Raw genomic sequence first — 15,852 nt, 5'->3', positions numbered from 1 at the left:
GTCGGTGGGTTCCGGGGAGGCCGCGTCCATAGGTGGCTACACGCTGATCGACCGGCTCGGCAGTGGCGGGATGGGCGTCGTGCATCTGGGGCTGTCCGCCTCCGGGCGGCAGGTCGCGATCAAGGTCGTGCACGCCCAGTACGCGCTGGACGAGGAGTTCCGCGCCCGCTTCCGGCAGGAGGTCGCGGCGGCGCGGCGGGTGAGCGGGGCGTTCACGGCGCCCGTGGTGGACGCCGACCCCGAGGCCGAACAGCCGTGGATGGCGACGCTCTACGTGCCCGGCCGCACACTCTCCGACATCGTTGCCGAGGAAGGGCCCCTCACCGGACGGAAGTTGCGCACCCTGGCCCTGGGCCTCGTGGAGGCGCTGCGGGACATCCACCGCGCCGGTGTCGTGCACCGCGACCTCAAGCCGAGCAACGTCCTGATGGCCGAGGACGGCCCCCGGGTCATCGACTTCGGCATCTCCCGCGCCGCCGACAACGAGGACCTGACCGTCACCGGCCGCCTCATCGGCACCCCGCCCTTCATGTCCCCGGAGCAGTTCTCCTCGCCGAAGGACGTCACCCCAGCCTCGGACGTGTTCTCGCTCGGTTCCCTGCTGGCGTACGCGGCCACCGGCAACCGCCCCTTCGACGGCGGCAGCCCGTACCTGACGGGCTATCAGGTGATGTACGAGGCCCCGCACCTGGACGGCGTCCCGGAGCCGCTGCGCGGCATCGCGGCCCGCTGCCTGGACAAGGACCCGCTGGCCCGCCCACAACTGGCGGAGCTGCACAGCCTGTTGCTGCACCTGCCCACCGAGGCGCCCCCGGCCTTCCCCGACCTCGCGGGCGTCCCGGCCCCCCGCTCCGCGCCCGGCGCGGACACCACCGCCGCTCCGCACGGCCGCCACAGCCGCACGACCGGGCCGAACCGGAGCGACGGCACGACCGTCACCCCGTCGGCGACCGAAGGGGGCCGCCGGGTACGGCGTGTGCTCATCGGGATCGGCACGGCGATGGCCGTCGCCGTGGTCGGTCTCACGGCGGCCCACATGGCGGCGAGCGGCGGACCGGCCGGTGATCCGTCCGCCGTCGGCGGCGGCTCGGCGAGCGCGGCCGGCGCTCCCGTGGCGGGTCTGCCCACGGGCTGGAGGCCGTGGCGGGCGAGCCTGCTCACCGCCAAGCAGGGCGACCCGATCGACTTCAGCGAGTCGGGCTGCGTGGCGGGCGGTTCGACGACCGTGTACTGCGCCGGCACCGGCTTCACCGTCACCCGCCTCGACGCCGCGTCCGGCCGGGTCGACTGGCGCCGGGGCACCGACCCGGAGACCTCGCGCCCGGTCGGCGTTCGCGACGGACGCGTCTACACCTACCGCAAGCCCGACCCGACCGGCACCTACCGCACCCGTCGGCTCACCGTCCTGGACGCGAGGACCGGGGCGGAGCTGTGGGCCCGCCCCGTCGCCGACGAGGAGCCGGCCGTCCTGTTCGACCGGGGCGTCCTCGCGATGGACGAGAACAGGACCACGTTCGTCGCCTACGACGCGACGGGCCGACGGCTGTGGACGGCACCGGCGAAGTCGTCGAGCGGAAGCGCCTGCACGCCGACCGTCCTCGACGGCGCCCCCTACGGCGTGTGCACCCCGGCGGACGATCCCGGCACGGACAACGTGGCTCTGCTGCGGCTCGACCCGGACGACGGCACCGCCGCCGAGATCGCCACCTTGCCCACGGGCGCCCGTCCGATGGGCACCGTGGACGGCCAACTGCTGTTCCTGCTCCCGAAACTGGCGGACCATCAGTTCGCCGCCGCCGGCGACGACCAGCCGTACTCCGCCCTGCTCCGGGTGAACCCGCGCACCGGCGCCGTCACACGCGCCGCGCTGCCGGGCACCCCGCGCGGCACCGCCACCCTACTCAAGGGCGTCGTCTGGTTCGTGCGGCCGGACGGCACGGTCACCGCCGTGCGCGGCTCGGACGGCAAGCGGCTGTGGCAGGCGACGACGGACGTGGAGAACCTGTCGGCGCCGGTGGTGTCCACGAAGTTCACCACCCTGTACCTCGTCAACGAGTACGGCCGTGTACTGGCCCTGAACAGCGCGACGGGCGCGGTGCGCTGGCGCACCTCCGCGCTCGCCGAGCCCGGCGAGTCGGCCGGTGAGACCACCCCGTACGTGCTCCTCGTCAAGGACGCCCTGGTGGCCGTCGCGGGCGACACGGCCTTCTCGGTGCGGCCGGACCGGCCCACCCGGCTGCCGTCCAGGAACCCGACCCCGTCGGCCCCCGACACGGTGGCCCCGTCACTGGCCCCGACACCCGAGCCGACGAAGGCCACGGACTGACGCCCCCGCCGCTCAGGCCACCGACCCGATCCGCCGCGCCGGCAGGGACGCCGGGTCGTGGTGGATCGGCGTGTGCGCGCCGGTGAGGGAGACGCCGCTGCCGCCGCGCCGGTCGGCGACGATCTCGGCGGCGATGGACAGGGCCGTCTCCTCGGGGGTGCGGGCGCCGAGGTCCAGCCCGATGGGCGAGCGCAGCCGCGCCAGCTCCACCTCGCTCACGCCCGCTTCGCGCAGCCGCCGGTTGCGGTCCAGATGGGTGCGGCGCGAGCCCATGGCGCCGACGTACGCCACCGGCAGCCGCAGCGCCAGCCGGAGCAGCGGTACGTCGAACTTGGCGTCGTGGGTGAGGACGCACAGGACGGTACGGCCGTCGACGGGCGTCCGCTCCAGGTAGGCGTGGGGCCACTCGACGACGATCTCGTCGGCCTCGGGGAAGCGGGTGCGGGTGGCGAACACCGGGCGGGCGTCGCACACCGTCACGTGGTAGCCGAGGAACTTGCCGATCCGGACCAGCGCCGACGCGAAGTCGATCGCGCCGAAGACGATCATCCGGGGCGGGGGGACGGAGGACTCGACGAGGACCGTGAGCGGTGCTCCGCAACGAGAGCCCTGCTCCCCGATCTCCAGGGTGCCGGTGCGGCCGGCGTCCAGGAAGGCCGACGCCTCGGCGACGACGGTCCGGTCCAGCTCGGGATGGGCACCGAACCCGCCCTCGTGGGAGCCGTCGGAGCGGACGAGGAGTGCGCGGCCCAGCAGATCGGCCGGGCCGGACACGATCCGTGCCAGCGCCGCCGCCTCCCCCCGGGCGGCGGCGGCCAGCGCGGACGCCACAACCGGACGGGCCGGGTCGTCGGCCCGTACCGGGGTGACCAGGATGTCGATGACGCCACCGCAGGTCAGGCCGACGGCGAAGGCGTCGTCGTCGCTGTATCCGAAGCGCTCCAGGACCGTTTCGCCGTCCCGCAGCGCCTGCTCGCACAGCTCGTACACGGCTCCCTCCACGCAGCCGCCGGAGACCGACCCGATCGCCGTGCCGTCGGCGTCCACCGCGAGGGCGGCGCCCGGCAGGCGGGGTGCGCTGCCGCCGACGGCCACCACGGTGGCCACGGCGACGTCACGTCCCTGCTCGACCCACCGGTTGAGCTCCTCGGCGATGTCCAGCATCTGTCGGTCTCCTAACGGGGTTGGGGGAAAGGGCGGTTCGGCGCGCGGCTAGTGCACGCCCAGCCAGCTCTCGACGGGGTGGAGGGCGAAGTAGACCAGGAAGATCACCGCGAGGCCCCACATGAAGGCGCCGATCTCGCGCGCCTTGCCCTGGGCGGCCTTGATCGCGACGTAGGAGATGACACCGGCGGAGACACCCGCGGTGATGCTGTAGGTGAACGGCATCACGACGACGGTGAGGAAGACCGGGATCGCCGTCGCGCGGTCGCCCCACTCCACGTGCCGGGCGTTCATGAGCATCATCGAGCCGATGACGACCAGGGCGGCGGACGCCACCTCCTGCGGCACGATCGCGGTGAGCGGGGTGAAGAACAGACATGCCGCGAAGAACAGCCCGGTGACGACCGAGGCGAGTCCGGTACGGGCGCCCTCGCCGACGCCGGTGGCCGACTCGATGAACACGGTCTGCCCGCTGGCGCCCGCGACACCGCCGATCGCCCCGCCCGCGCCGTCGATGAACAGCGCCTTCGACAGGCCCGGCATCCGGCCCTTGGCGTCGGCCAGTTCCGCCTCGGTGCCGACGCCGATGATGGTGGCCATGGCGTCGAAGAACCCGGCCAGCACGAGGGTGAAGACGATCATGCCGACCGTCATCGCGCCGACCTTGCCCCAGCCGCCGAACTCGACGTGCCCGAAGAGCGAGAAGTCGGGCATGGAGACCGCGCTGCCGTGCAGCTCGGGGGCGCCGTTCGCCCACTGCCGGGGGTCGATCACACCGGCGGCGTTGAGGACAGCGGCGACGATCGTGCCGCTGACGATGCCGACGAGGATGGCGCCGGGGATGTCGCGGGACTGCAGCATGAAGATCAGCAGCAGGGTGCCGGCGAACAACAGCACCGGCCAGCCCGCGAGTTCGCCCGCAGGGCCGAGGGTGACCGGGGTGGCCCTGCCCTGGTGCACGAAGCCCGACTTGTAGAAGCCGATGAGGGCGATGAACAGGCCGATGCCCATGGTGATGCCGTGCTTGAGCGCGAGCGGGATCGCGTTCATGATCATCTCGCGCAGTCCGGTCACGACCAGCAGCATGATGACGACGCCGTACATCACGCACATGCCCATCGCCTGCGGCCAGGTCATCTGCGGGGCGACCTGCGAGGACAGCACGCCGGAGACGGACAGGCCGGCGGCGAGCGCGAGCGGGACCCTGCCGACGAAGCCCATCAGCAGCGTGGTGCAGGCCGCGGCGAACGCGGTCGCCGTGATCAGGGCCTTCTGGCCGAGGGTGTCCCCGGCCGCGTCCTTGCCGGACAGGATCAGGGGGTTGAGCAGCAGGATGTACGCCATCGCCATGAAGGTGGTGACGCCACCGCGGACCTCACGGGCGACGCTGGATCCCCGCCGGGATATGTGGAAGTACCGGTCGAGCCACGACCGTCCGGCGGGGACGCGGGTTCCCGCGCCCGCCTCCTCGGGGACGGTCTGCGGCTGAAGGGACTGCTGGGTCATGTGGGCCTACTCCCAAGGTTCAAAGGGGCACCCGGGTGAACCGACCCTGCGGTTCACGGGATTTGGGATGGTGCTTCGGCCGCACGACCCGGGGGACGGCCCGAGACGAACGAACTTGCTGCTCCGGGCGGCACACGACGTGTGACGCTCCCCGTGCCGCCCGGAGGGACGTGATGACTACGCCTGGCCCGTGAGGTGTTCGGGCCGTACCGGCGTCCTGTTCAGCTCCAGGCCGGTCGCGGCGCGGATCGCCGCGAGGACGGCCGGGGTCGAGGACAGGGTGGGTGCCTCGCCGACGCCCCGCAGCCCGTAGGGGGCGTGGTCGTCGGCGAGTTCGAGGACGTCGACCGGCATGATCGGCGTGTCGAGGATGGTCGGCAGCAGGTAGTCCGTGAAGGAGGGGTTCCTGACCTTCGCGGTCCTGGGATCGACCATGATCTCCTCCATCACCGCGATGCCCATGCCCTGGAGCGTGCCGCCCTGGATCTGGCCGACCACGGAGAGGGGGTTGAGCGCCTTGCCGACGTCCTGGGCGCAGGCCAGCTCGATCACCTTGACCAGGCCGAGCTCGGTGTCGACCTCCACGACGGCCCGGTGGGCGGCGAAGGAGTACTGGACGTGACCGTTGCCCTGGCCGGTGCGCAGGTCGAAGGGGACGGTGGGGCGGTGCCGCCACTCGGCCTCGACCTCGACGGCCTCGTCCTCGAGGACGTCCACCAGATCGGCGAGGACCTCGCCGCCGTCGGTGACGACCTTGCCGCCCTCCAGCAGCAGCTCCGCCGTCGCCCAGGCCGGGTGGTACGTACCGAACTTGCGGCGGCCGATGTCCAGGACCTTCTCCCGGACCAGCTCGCAGGAGTTGCGGACCGCGCCGCCGGTGACGTAGGTCTGCCGGGAGGCCGAGGTCGAACCGGCGCTGCCCACCTGGGTGTCCGCCGGGTGGATCGTCACCTGCGCGACGCCCAGCTCGGTGCGGGCGATCTGCGCGTGGACGGTGACGCCGCCCTGGCCGACCTCCGCCATCGCGGTGTGCACGGTGGCGACGGGCTCGCCGCCCACGACCTCCATGCGCACCTTGGCGGTGGAGTAGTCGTCGAAGCCCTCGGAGAAGCCGACGTTCTTGATGCCGACCGCGTACCCGATGCCGCGTACGACCCCCTCGCCGTGCGTGGTGTTGGACAGGCCGCCCGGCAGCTGCCGTACGTCCGCGCCCTCGCTGGACTCCCACTGGCGCTCGGGGGGCAGCGGCATCGCCTTGACGCGGCGCAGGAGTTCGGCGACCGGGGCGGGTGAGTCGACGGGCTGGCCCGTCGGCATGAGCGTGCCCTGCTCCATGGCGTTGAGCTGCCGGAACTCCACCGGGTCCATGCCGAGTTCCCTCGCCACCTTGTCCATCTGCGCCTCGTAGGCGAAGCACGCCTGGACCGCGCCGAAGCCCCGCATGGCCCCGCAGGGCGGGTTGTTGGTGTAGAGGGCGATGGCCTCGATCTCGACGTCGTCCACCTTGTACGGGCCGATGCCGAGCGAGGAGGCGTTGCCGACGACCGCGGGGGACGCGGAGGCGTACGCGCCGCCGTCCAGGACGATCCGGCACTTGACGTGCGTCAACTTGCCGTCGCGAGTGGCCCCGTGCTCGTAGAAGAGGCGGGCCGGGTGGCGGTGGACGTGGCCGAAGAAGGACTCGAAGCGGTTGTAGACGATCTTGACGGGTTTGCCCGTGCGCAGGGCGAGCAGACAGGCGTGGATCTGCATCGACAGGTCCTCGCGGCCGCCGAACGCGCCGCCGACGCCGGCCAGCGTCATCCGCACCTTCTCCTCGGGCAGTCCGAGGACGGGCGCGATCTGGCGCAGGTCGCTGTGCAGCCACTGGGTGGCGATGTAGAGATGGACGCCGCCGTCCTCCTCGGGCACCGCGAGACCGGACTCGGGGCCGAGGAAGGCCTGGTCCTGCATGCCGAAGTAGTACTCACCCCTGACGACGACATCGGCCCTTTTCGCGGCCTCGGAGGCGTCGCCGCGGATGATCGGCTGGCGGTGGACGATGTTGGGGTGCGGGACGTGGCCGATGTGGTGGTCGGTGCGGTCCTCGTGGACCAGGATCGCGTCGGGCGCGGTCGCGGAGGCCTCGTCGGTGATGACGGGCAGTTCGCGGTACTCGACCCTGATCTTGGCGGCGGCCCGGCGGGCGGTCTCCGGGTGGTCGGCGGCGACGATGGCGACCGGTTCACCGTGGTGGCGGACCTTGCCGTGCGCGAGGACCGGGGTGTCCTGGATCTCCAGGCCGTAGTTCCTCACGTCTGTCGGAAGGTCGTCGTAGGTCATGACGGCGTACACGCCGGGGGTCCTCAGCGCCTCGCTCGTGTCGATCGAGACGATCTCCGCGTGAGCCACGGTCGAGCGGAGGATCTGGCCCCAGAGCATGTCCTCGTGCCACATGTCGGACGAGTACGCGAACTCGCCGGTGACCTTGAGGGTGCCGTCCGGGCGGAGCGTGGACTCGCCGATGCCGCCCTTGGTCCGGGATCCCTGAGTGATCTTGGTGGGAGCTCCGTTGGTCGGCATCGTCAGACCGCCTCTTGCTGCCGGGCGGCCGCCAGACGGACCGCGTCCATGATCTTCTCGTAGCCCGTGCAGCGGCACAGGTTGCCCGACAGCGCCTCGCGGATGTCCGCGTCGGTCGGGTCGGGGTTGCGCTCCAGCATCTCGTCGGCGGCGACCAGCAGACCGGGCGTGCAGAAGCCGCACTGGACGGCGCCGGCGTCGATGAACGCCTGCTGGATCGGGGCCAGTTCGGTGCCCTCGCCGGTCTGGGAGTCGGTGCCCTGCGCCTGCCGTCCCCTGGCCTCGTCGAGGGCCGTGCCGTGCGCGTCGCCGCAGGAGCGCTGCCTGGCGTGTTCCGCGAGTCCCTCGACGGTCACCACGTCACGGCCCTCGACCTGTCCGGCCGCCACCAGGCACGAACACACCGGCACGCCGTCGAGGCGCACCGTGCAGGACCCGCACTCGCCCTGCTCGCAGGCGTTCTTGGAGCCCGGCAGGCCCAGCCGCTCCCGCAGCACGTACAGCAGGGACTCGCCCTCCCACACGTCGTCGGCCTCCTGCGGACGTCCGTTGACAGTGAAGTTGACGCGCATCAGGCGGCTCCCTCCGAGCGGGCGGCGGTGCCGCGGTAGGACTCCCAGGCCCAGGTCAGCGTGCGGCGGGCCATGACGCCCACCGCATGCCGGCGGTAGCTCGCCGTGCCCCGGACGTCGTCGATCGGGTTGCAGGCGCCGGAGCACAGCTCGGCGAACTGCTTGGCGACCGACGGGGTGATGATCTTTCCGTTGTCCCAGAAGCCGCCCTCCTCGAGGGCCGCGTTCAGGAATTCCTCCGCGGCCTTCGCCCTGACGGGTGTCGGGGCGGCCGATCCGATGCCGGTGCGGACGGTGCGCGTCGACGGGTGCAGCGCGAGCCCGAAGGCGCACACGGCGATGACCATGGCGTTGCGGGTACCGACCTTGGAGAACTGCTGGGGGCCGTCGGCCTTGTCGATGTGCACGTACTTGATGAGCTCGTCGGCGGCGAGCGCGTTGCGCTTGACGCCCGTGTAGAACGCGTCGATCGGGATACGGCGGCTGCCGCGCACCGACTCCACCTCGACCTCGGCGCCCGCCGCGAGCAGCGCGGGGTGGGCGTCGCCGGCCGGGGAGGCGGTGCCGAGGTTGCCGCCGACGCCGCCGCGGTTGCGGATCTGCGGGGAGGCGACCGTGTGCGAGGCGAGGGCGAGGCCCGGCAGTTCGGCGCGCAGCCGCTCCATGATCGTGGTGTAGGGGACCGAGGCGCCGAGCCGCACGCTGTCCTCGCCGACCTCCCACTCGTAGAGGTCGCCAACGCGGTTGAGGTCGAGCAGGTACTCGGGCCGCCGGTGGTCGAAGTTGATCTCGACCATCACGTCGGTGCCGCCCGCAATGGGCACAGCGGTGGGGTGCTCGGCCTTCGCGGCGAGCGCCTCCTCCCAGCTGGCGGGGCGAAGGAAGTCCATGACCGGCTCTCTTCTTCGTCTCGGGGGTACGGATCGAGCCAGATCCGGTGCGGCGGGCTCGGCTCGTTCATGTGCTGTTCACGCGGAGTGGAGTCAGTACACAGCGCCGTGCTCCAGCCGGGTCAGTCACGGAAACCATGAAGGAGTTGGCTGGCCAGGGCGGGCATCTTGTAGATTCGTATGAACGGAGGTCATCGGTCACCTCCCTGTTTTCCTGTAGAAACGCAGGAAACGGCCAGGCAGTCGAAGCGTGCGGCTCCCGCACCGTCCGGCGGGTCCCTCTCCCCGACCACCCTCACGGTTCATCGTAGATTTCGAGACAAAGAACGGCGGCGACGAGAATGCGGCTGCGCGCACTGCTGGACACCGACGCGCTGGGCCTCAGGCTACTCGGCGGCGAGGACGAGCTGGACCGGACCGTCCGCGGCGTGATGACCACCGACCTGCGCGATCCCAGCCGCTACCTCTCGGGCGGTGAGCTGGTCCTCACCGGTCTGGCCTGGCGCCGGGACGGGGACGACTCGGAGCCGTTCGTACGGATCCTGGTGCAGGCCGGGGTGGCCGCGCTGGCGGCCGGCGAGGCGGAGCTCGGGGAGGTCCCCGAGGACCTGGTGGTGGCCTGCGCCCGGCACCGGCTGCCGTTGTTCGCGGTGCACGAGTCGGTGGCGTTCGCGACGATCACCGAGCATGTCGTCCGGCAGGTCTCCGGCGAGCGCGCGGGCGATCTGGCGGCCGTGGTGGACCGGCACCGGCGGATGATGACCTCGGGCCCGGCGGGCGGCGGCCCGGACGTGGTGCTGGACCTGCTCGGCTCCGACCTGGACCTCAGGGCCTGGGTGCTCTCCCCCACCGGACGGCTGATCGCCGGTCCGAAGGTCGCGGGGCCCGGGCTGCCCGCCGACCTGTGCGCCAAGCTCGCCGCCGAGCATCTCGCCGCCGCCCGCACCGGACGCCGGGGGCCGCACCGGGTGACGCTGGGCCCGGCGACGTACAGCCTCTTCCCGATCCGCGCTTCGGGCCACCGCCCGGCCGTCGCCGGCCCGGGGCGCCCGCCGCAGGCCTCTCGGGACGTGCGGGAGTCGGTGCTGTCGGACTGGCTGCTGGCCGTCGAGGCGGACGCGGGCGACTGGCCCGCCGAGCGGCTGGACCTGCTGCAGGGCGTCACCCAGCTGATCTCGGTCGAGCGGGACCGCCGGGACGCGGCGCGCACGGTACGGCGCCGGCTCGCCCAGGAGGTGTTGGAGCTGGTGCAGACGGGGGCCGCGCCGGCGGAGATCGCCGCCCGTCTGCGGGTGGCCGCTCCGGTGCTGCTGCCCGGTCTCGGGGCCGCCCCGCACTGGCAGGTGGTCGTGGCCCGCGTCGACTGGGCGGGCGCGGACATCGAGGCGGGTCCGGTCGCGCAGTCGCTGCTCGAGGAGATCCTCGTCGACCCGCTGGCCACCGGGCCCGAGCCCTCGGACCGGATCGCCGTCGCGCACAGCGGGGACGAGGCCGTCGCCCTCGTCCCGCTCCCGGCGGTCTCCGCCGAGCACGACGGCTCGGAGTCGGGGATCCTCGCCGAGGCGCTGCTGGAGTCCGTGCGCGACCCGCTGTCGGCCGGTCTCGACGACGACGGCCAGGTCACCCTCGGTGTCAGCGCGGCCGTGCACTCGGCGGAGGGACTGCGCGGCGCCCTGGAGGAGGCCCGGCACGCCCGCCGGGTGGCGGCCGCCCGTCCGGGCCGCGTCTGCGCCGCCGGCCACCAGGAACTCGCCTCCCACGTCCTGCTGCTCCCCTTCGTCCCGGACGACGTCCGCCGCGCCTTCACCGCGCGGCTGCTGGACCCGCTGCGCGACTACGACCGCCGCCACCGCGCCGAGCTGATCCCGACCCTGGAGGCCTTCCTGGACTGCGACGGTTCCTGGACGCGCTGCGCGACCCGGCTGCACCTGCACGTCAACACGCTGCGCTACCGCGTGGGCCGAATCGAGCAGTTGACGGGCCGGGACCTGTCCCGGCTGGAGGACAAACTCGATTTCTTCCTGGCGTTGCGGATGAGCTGAGCCCGTCGGCCGACGGGCCGGAGTGGCACCAAGTGCCGCCCGAGTCCCACGACTTTGTGAAATCCTTCACCCGCCCCCTTGGCCCCGCCACGGAATCCGTGCTGAGATGCGGCCACCACTCAAAGCTCGATGGCGTGCTCGGGGAGGGCAACGTGGCGCATACCGCCATGTCTGGTACCGGAACTTCCGCAGGGGACGATCCCGTCCAGACCGCGGTATGGCGGCTGCGCTCGCGGGCCTGCTGGACCGACGCGGCGGCGCTGCTGGACCCGGTCACCGCCGCCTCGGCGCTGCAGCGGGCCGCGCTGCTCGTGGAGAAGTGCCTGTACACGGAGCAGGGGTGGGACGAGGCCGAGGACGCGCTGCGGACGGCGGAGGCGCTGGCCCACACCGACGACGAGCGCGGCGCGGCCGCTTGTGAACGCGGGTACTTGGCGTACGCGGCGACCCTGCACTCCGTGCGCGACCGGGCCGACGAGGCGCGGGCCGCGCTGGGGCGGGCGGCGGCGCTGATCCCTCCGGGGGCCGCGGGGCGGGCGCTGCTGGACTTCCGGCGGGGGCTGCTCGCCGAGAACCTCACCCGCTCCCCCCAGGCGGCGCGGGCCGCCTACCGCCGCGCCCACGCGGCCGCCACCGCCCATTTGGACCCCCTGCTGCTCTCCTTCACCTGGCGCCATCTCGCCGGTCTCGCCCTGCGGGACGGCGAGATCGCCGAGGCACGGCACGGGTTCGCGGAATCCCTGCGGATCCGCGAGGAGTTGGGCTACCTGGTCGGTACGGCCCCGGCGCTGGCGTCGCTGGCCGACGCGGAGGCGGAACCGGAGGCCTCCCGGCTGCGCGAGGAGGCGCGGCGGCTGTTCCGGCTGCTGGGCGGGGTGCCGACCTGGCTGGAGCGGCAGTTGACGCCGCCGGCGGCGACGGCCTGAGACGCCCGGGGGCTGTTCAGTTGCTCAGAGGAATCTGAGAGGTTGCTGTGGCAGGCTGCGGCCCCCATCCCCCTCTTCAGAGGAAAACCCGATGAGCCTCGTCAACGGTCTGCCCGCGCATGTCCTGTTGGTCCATTTCGTCGTCGTACTCGTGCCGCTGACCGCGCTGGCCCTGGTGGTCTGTGCCGTGTGGCCGAGGGCCGCGCGCCGGATGGGCGTGGTCCTGCCGGTGCTGGCCCTGGCGACGCTGGTGAGCGTGCCGCTGACCACGCAGGCCGGCGAGTGGCTGGAGCGGCATGTGACCAGCAGCGCGCTGATACGCCGGCACGCCGAACTCGGTGACGGGCTGCTGCCCTGGGCGCTGGGCCTGTTCGTGCTGGCGGCGGCCGTGTGGTGGACGTCCCGCCGGACGTCCGCCGAGCGGGCCGGCACCCGGTCCGCGTCCGTGATCCGCGTCGCGGCCGGCGTGCTGAGCGTCGTCGTGGCCGCGGGTGCGGTCGTCGACGTCTACCGCATCGGGGACTCGGGCGCGAAGGCGGCCTGGACCGGCGGCTACTCGAAGACCGCGACGGGCTCGGGCGACGGGAACTGATCCGCCCCACGGGGGGTCCGTGCGAGGGCCCTGTCGGCGGGGCCCTCGCACGGACCCTTCACACCAGGCCCGCGAAGTGCCGGCCCACCAGTCCTCGTACGACGTCGACGTCCCGCGCGATCAGCGCGTCCAGCAGCACGGTGTGGTCGGCCGCGTCCGCGATCAGGTCGGCGTTCCCGGCCGGGGCCCGTCCGCCCACCAGCGGCCACTGGGCCCGGCGGTGCAGGTCGTCGGCGATCTGGACCAGCTGTGCGTTGCCGCAGAGGGACAGCACCGCCCGGTGGAAGGCGCGGTCGGACTCGGCGTAGGTGGCCCGGCAGCCCAGGGACGCGGCCCGGACCGTCGCCTCGGCGAGGGGCCGCAGGTCCGCCCAGCGTTCCACGGGGACCGTACGGGCCAGCCGGAGCATCACCGGAACCTCGATCAGCGCGCGGATCTCGGCCAGTTCGGCGAGTTCCCGGGTGCCGCGTTCGACGACCCGGAAGCCCCGGTTGGGGACGACCTCGACGGCTCCCTCCAGGGCCAGCTGCTGCATGGCCTCGCGCACCGGTGTGGCGGAGACCCCGAAGCGCTCGCCCAGCGCCGGCGCCGAGTACACCTCCCCCGGCGTCAGCTCGCCGGTGACCAGCGCGGTGCGCAGCGCGTCGAGGATCTGTCCGCGCACGGAGGCCCGCTGGACCAGCCGGGGGCGCGGGATCGGCTGCTCGCTGTGGGTGTGCTCGCCGCGTGTGCCGTCGGGGGCGACGCCCCGCTCCCGGTCCACGTCCGCCGCCACGGGCTGCTGCGGCACGCGGGGCGCGGCGGCGGCCGTACGGATCTGCGGTGTTCCCGTCCCCGTGGAGCCCTGCGCGTGCTGCCTCACGGGTCCTCCTCGGGACGTGTCGGTACTTGGGGCCATTACGACGGGTTGTTACTCGTCCGTCAAGCACCATAGGCGCACAAGCCGTCAGTTCAAATCCGATCGACTCCGGGTAAGGTAAGCCTAACCTTTCGCTCGACCCGGATCGGCGGTCTCCGTATGCCCTCTGCCCGCTCGGCCTTCCATGACGCCTACACCCGTCTGACCAAGGCGTTCCCGGGACTGGACGTGAGGGAGCTCTCCGCCGGGGAGCCGGTGCCCGAGGGCGGCGGCTGGGTGACCACCGCCTCACTGGTGGAGGGCGGCGCCCGTCTCGACGCGTTTCTCGCCGAGGACGACGCACAGGTGCTGCGCGACCACGGACAGCGGGCGCGCCCGGACGTCGTCGCGAGCTTCGGCCTGCACCGGTACGCCTGGCCCGCCTGCCTCCTGATCACGGTGCCGTGGTTCCTGCACCGCCGGGTCCCCCGCCTCCCGGTGGACGAGGTCGCCTACGACCGCACGGCCCCCGGTCTCTCCCTGGGCCGGCTGGCCGTGCGCCCGGCCGGCTTCGCCTGTCTGCCCGGCGATCCGGCGGCCGTGCTGCCCGGCGCCCGGGTCGTCGCCGACGAGGAGGCGCTGCGGGCGGAGGTGCGGGCCGCGGTGGCCGAGCACCTCGAGCCCGTGCTGGCCGCCTTCGGGCCGCGGATGCGGCGGCGCGGACGCGCCCTGTGGGGCACGGCGACCGACGAACTGGTGGAAGGTCTCTGGTACATCGCCCATCTGCTCGGTGAACAGGATCGGGCCAGGCGGGAGTTGGAGGCGCTGCTGCCCGGCGCGACCCGGCCGTACGTCGGCTCGGCGGCCTTCCGTGAACTGACCGGACCGGACGGCGAGTCGCTGCCCACCCGGGACCGGGTGAGCTGCTGCATGTTCTACACGGTGCGCCCCGAGGACACCTGCGCGACCTGCCCGCGCACCCGCGACGCCGACCGTGTGACCAAGCTGCTGGCCGCCGCCGCCAGTTGAGCCCCTCTCAGGCACACCGCCGCGGAGGGGTGTCGTAAGATCGCCCGCGAAGGGACCGCCCGCTCGGTTACAGGTGATTCACAACTTTCTCACTTGTCGCAGGAACTTTCCGAGGAACCACCCGTACGGGTAGTCTTATTCGAACTCAACTCCCGCCCCTCAAGCGGCAGTTCGAGCAGAAAGCTGCCCTGGCACCCCCCTTGCAATTCCTTGGCGGCCTCTTGCCCCGAAACCCCCTGAGGGCCCGTGGGATTGGGCCACTATGGCGGGCGTTACGCCCTATCCCAATGCAAGGGACCCCTAGATGAGACTGACCGACATATCGCTGAACTGGCTGCTTCCGGGCGCCGTACTGCTCCTGGGCATGCTGGCGGCGGTGGCGGTGCTCGCGCGCAGCAAGCGGTCCGGCGGGGAGCACGCGAAGGACGACTCGTGGGAGCGCAGCGAGGAGCGCCGCAGGCGCAAGGAGGCCATATACGGCACCGCCTCCTATGTGCTCCTGTTCTGCTGTGCGGCGGTCGCCGCCGCGCTCTCCTTCCACGGACTGGTGGGCTTCGGCCAGCAGAACCTCGGCCTCTCGGAAGGCTGGGAGTACCTGGTGCCGTTCGGCCTGGACGGCGCGGCCATGTTCTGCTCCGTGCTCGCGGTGCGCGAGGCCTCCCACGGTGACGCCGCTCTCGGCTCCCGGATACTGGTGTGGACGTTCGCGGGCGCCTCTGCCTGGTTCAACTGGGTGCACGCGCCCCGAGGGGTCGACCACGCGGGCGCGCCGCAGTTCTTCGCCGGCATGTCGCTCTCGGCGGCGGTGCTGTTCGACCGCGCGCTGAAGCAGACCCGCCGGGCCGCCCTGCGGGAGCAGGGTCTGGTGCCGCGTCCGCTGCCGCAGATCCGTATGGTGCGCTGGCTGCGGGCTCCCCGCGAGACCTACAAGGCCTGGTCGCTGATGCTGCTGGAGAACGTGCGCAGCCTGGACGAGGCGGTCGAGGAGGTCCGTGAGGACAAGCGGCAGGAGGAGGCCAACCGGCTGCGCCGCCGTGAGGCGGACCGGCTGGAGCGCGCCCAGCTCAAGGCGATCAGCCGGGGCCACCGCGGGATCATCGGCCGCGGCGGCCGACCGGAGCCGCAGGCCCTGGAGCGGGCAGGCAGCCAGACCTCCGCGGAGCCTGCCATATCGGCCCCGGAGCCGCTGCCCGTCCGCCAGCGTCCCTCGCTGCAGCCGGTCCGCAAGGGCGGTTCCGACCAGATCACGGTCGATCTCACCGCGGAGGACGACACAATGGCCCTCCCGCGCCTCGACTCCCTGGAGCGCAAGCTCAAGGACCTCGAGCAGCAGTTCGGCTGAGCCGGCCGGCGCAGGAGCCGGTATAGGGCCGGTGCAGGGAAGTACAGGGAAGGGGGCGTGGCC

General features: G+C 72.6%; 12 protein-coding genes. 6 read left to right on the top strand and 6 right to left on the bottom strand.

Annotated elements, in window-relative coordinates; genetic code table 11:
- Positions 1-4: 4 nt before the first annotated feature.
- Positions 5-2,326, top strand: coding sequence for a protein kinase domain-containing protein (locus tag GRC12_RS30305; RefSeq protein ID WP_208782738.1), 2,322 nt, complete (start codon positions 5-7; stop codon positions 2,324-2,326).
- Between the two features lie 12 nt (positions 2,327-2,338).
- Here the strand turns inward: GRC12_RS30305 and GRC12_RS30300 are convergent, their stop codons facing one another.
- From GRC12_RS30300 to GRC12_RS30280, 5 genes are all read right to left on the bottom strand, one after another.
- Complete coding sequence (locus GRC12_RS30300) at positions 2,339-3,490, bottom strand: XdhC family protein (RefSeq protein WP_208782737.1); 1,152 nt, start codon at positions 3,488-3,490, stop codon at positions 2,339-2,341.
- 48 nt (positions 3,491-3,538) lie between these two features.
- On the bottom strand, positions 3,539-4,996 hold the full coding sequence (locus GRC12_RS30295) for an NCS2 family permease (RefSeq protein WP_208782736.1): 1,458 nt from the start codon (positions 4,994-4,996) through the stop codon (positions 3,539-3,541).
- Between the two features lie 177 nt (positions 4,997-5,173).
- The gene (locus tag GRC12_RS30290) at positions 5,174-7,558 is read right to left on the bottom strand and encodes a xanthine dehydrogenase family protein molybdopterin-binding subunit (protein ID WP_208782735.1); all 2,385 of its coding nucleotides are present in this window, start codon (positions 7,556-7,558) and stop codon (positions 5,174-5,176) included.
- Between the two features lie 2 nt (positions 7,559-7,560).
- Complete coding sequence (locus GRC12_RS30285) at positions 7,561-8,130, bottom strand: (2Fe-2S)-binding protein (RefSeq protein ID WP_208782734.1); 570 nt, start codon at positions 8,128-8,130, stop codon at positions 7,561-7,563.
- The gene (locus tag GRC12_RS30280) at positions 8,130-9,020 is read right to left on the bottom strand and encodes an FAD binding domain-containing protein (protein ID WP_208782733.1); all 891 of its coding nucleotides are present in this window, start codon (positions 9,018-9,020) and stop codon (positions 8,130-8,132) included. The genes GRC12_RS30285 and GRC12_RS30280 overlap by 1 nt, the downstream gene beginning before the upstream one ends.
- A gap of 341 nt (positions 9,021-9,361) precedes the next feature.
- Here GRC12_RS30280 and GRC12_RS30275 point away from each other — a divergent pair, with 341 nt between their 5' ends.
- From GRC12_RS30275 to GRC12_RS30265, 3 genes are all read left to right on the top strand, one after another.
- Complete coding sequence (locus GRC12_RS30275) at positions 9,362-11,062, top strand: PucR family transcriptional regulator (protein ID WP_208782732.1); 1,701 nt, start codon at positions 9,362-9,364, stop codon at positions 11,060-11,062.
- Positions 11,063-11,214: 152 nt separating this feature from the next.
- Positions 11,215-11,988, top strand: coding sequence for a hypothetical protein (locus GRC12_RS30270; protein ID WP_208782731.1), 774 nt, complete (start codon positions 11,215-11,217; stop codon positions 11,986-11,988).
- Positions 11,989-12,079: 91 nt separating this feature from the next.
- Complete coding sequence (locus tag GRC12_RS30265) at positions 12,080-12,580, top strand: DUF2231 domain-containing protein (RefSeq protein ID WP_208782730.1); 501 nt, start codon at positions 12,080-12,082, stop codon at positions 12,578-12,580.
- Between the two features lie 58 nt (positions 12,581-12,638).
- Here the strand turns inward: GRC12_RS30265 and GRC12_RS30260 are convergent, their stop codons facing one another.
- Complete coding sequence (locus GRC12_RS30260) at positions 12,639-13,442, bottom strand: GntR family transcriptional regulator (RefSeq protein ID WP_208782729.1); 804 nt, start codon at positions 13,440-13,442, stop codon at positions 12,639-12,641.
- Positions 13,443-13,598: 156 nt separating this feature from the next.
- Here GRC12_RS30260 and GRC12_RS30255 point away from each other — a divergent pair, with 156 nt between their 5' ends.
- Both GRC12_RS30255 and GRC12_RS30250 read left to right on the top strand, forming a co-directional pair.
- Positions 13,599-14,447 carry a (2Fe-2S)-binding protein gene (locus tag GRC12_RS30255; RefSeq protein WP_208782728.1) on the top strand — a complete coding sequence of 283 codons (849 nt, stop codon included), beginning with the start codon at positions 13,599-13,601 and terminating at the stop codon, positions 14,445-14,447.
- A 304-nt stretch (positions 14,448-14,751) separates the two neighbouring features.
- The gene (locus GRC12_RS30250) at positions 14,752-15,789 is read left to right on the top strand and encodes a DUF2637 domain-containing protein (RefSeq protein WP_208782727.1); all 1,038 of its coding nucleotides are present in this window, start codon (positions 14,752-14,754) and stop codon (positions 15,787-15,789) included.
- Positions 15,790-15,852 lie beyond the last annotated feature (63 nt).

The sequence above is a fragment of the Streptomyces griseorubiginosus genome (assembly GCF_017614965.1).
In the GTDB taxonomy this organism is placed as follows: Bacteria; Actinomycetota; Actinomycetes; order Streptomycetales; family Streptomycetaceae; genus Streptomyces; species Streptomyces griseorubiginosus_B.
The sequence above is the reverse complement of the archived record's forward strand: the minus strand, read 5'-3'. Positions and strand labels throughout refer to the sequence as shown.

Bases quoted from the DNA above. Each gene is read 5' to 3' on its own strand.
- GRC12_RS30295 (WP_208782736.1), bottom strand. From the start codon at position 4,996: ATGACCCAGCAGTCCCTTCAGCCGCAGACCGTCCCCGAGGAGGCGGGC.
- GRC12_RS30300 (WP_208782737.1), bottom strand. From the start codon at position 3,490: ATGCTGGACATCGCCGAGGAGCTCAACCGGTGGGTCGAGCAGGGACGT.
- GRC12_RS30250 (WP_208782727.1), top strand. From the start codon at position 14,752: ATGAGACTGACCGACATATCGCTGAACTGGCTGCTTCCGGGCGCCGTA.
- GRC12_RS30285 (WP_208782734.1), bottom strand. From the start codon at position 8,130: ATGCGCGTCAACTTCACTGTCAACGGACGTCCGCAGGAGGCCGACGAC.
- GRC12_RS30265 (WP_208782730.1), top strand. From the start codon at position 12,080: ATGAGCCTCGTCAACGGTCTGCCCGCGCATGTCCTGTTGGTCCATTTC.
- GRC12_RS30275 (WP_208782732.1), top strand. From the start codon at position 9,362: ATGCGGCTGCGCGCACTGCTGGACACCGACGCGCTGGGCCTCAGGCTA.
- GRC12_RS30255 (WP_208782728.1), top strand. From the start codon at position 13,599: ATGCCCTCTGCCCGCTCGGCCTTCCATGACGCCTACACCCGTCTGACC.
- GRC12_RS30280 (WP_208782733.1), bottom strand. From the start codon at position 9,020: ATGGACTTCCTTCGCCCCGCCAGCTGGGAGGAGGCGCTCGCCGCGAAG.
- GRC12_RS30290 (WP_208782735.1), bottom strand. From the start codon at position 7,558: ATGCCGACCAACGGAGCTCCCACCAAGATCACTCAGGGATCCCGGACC.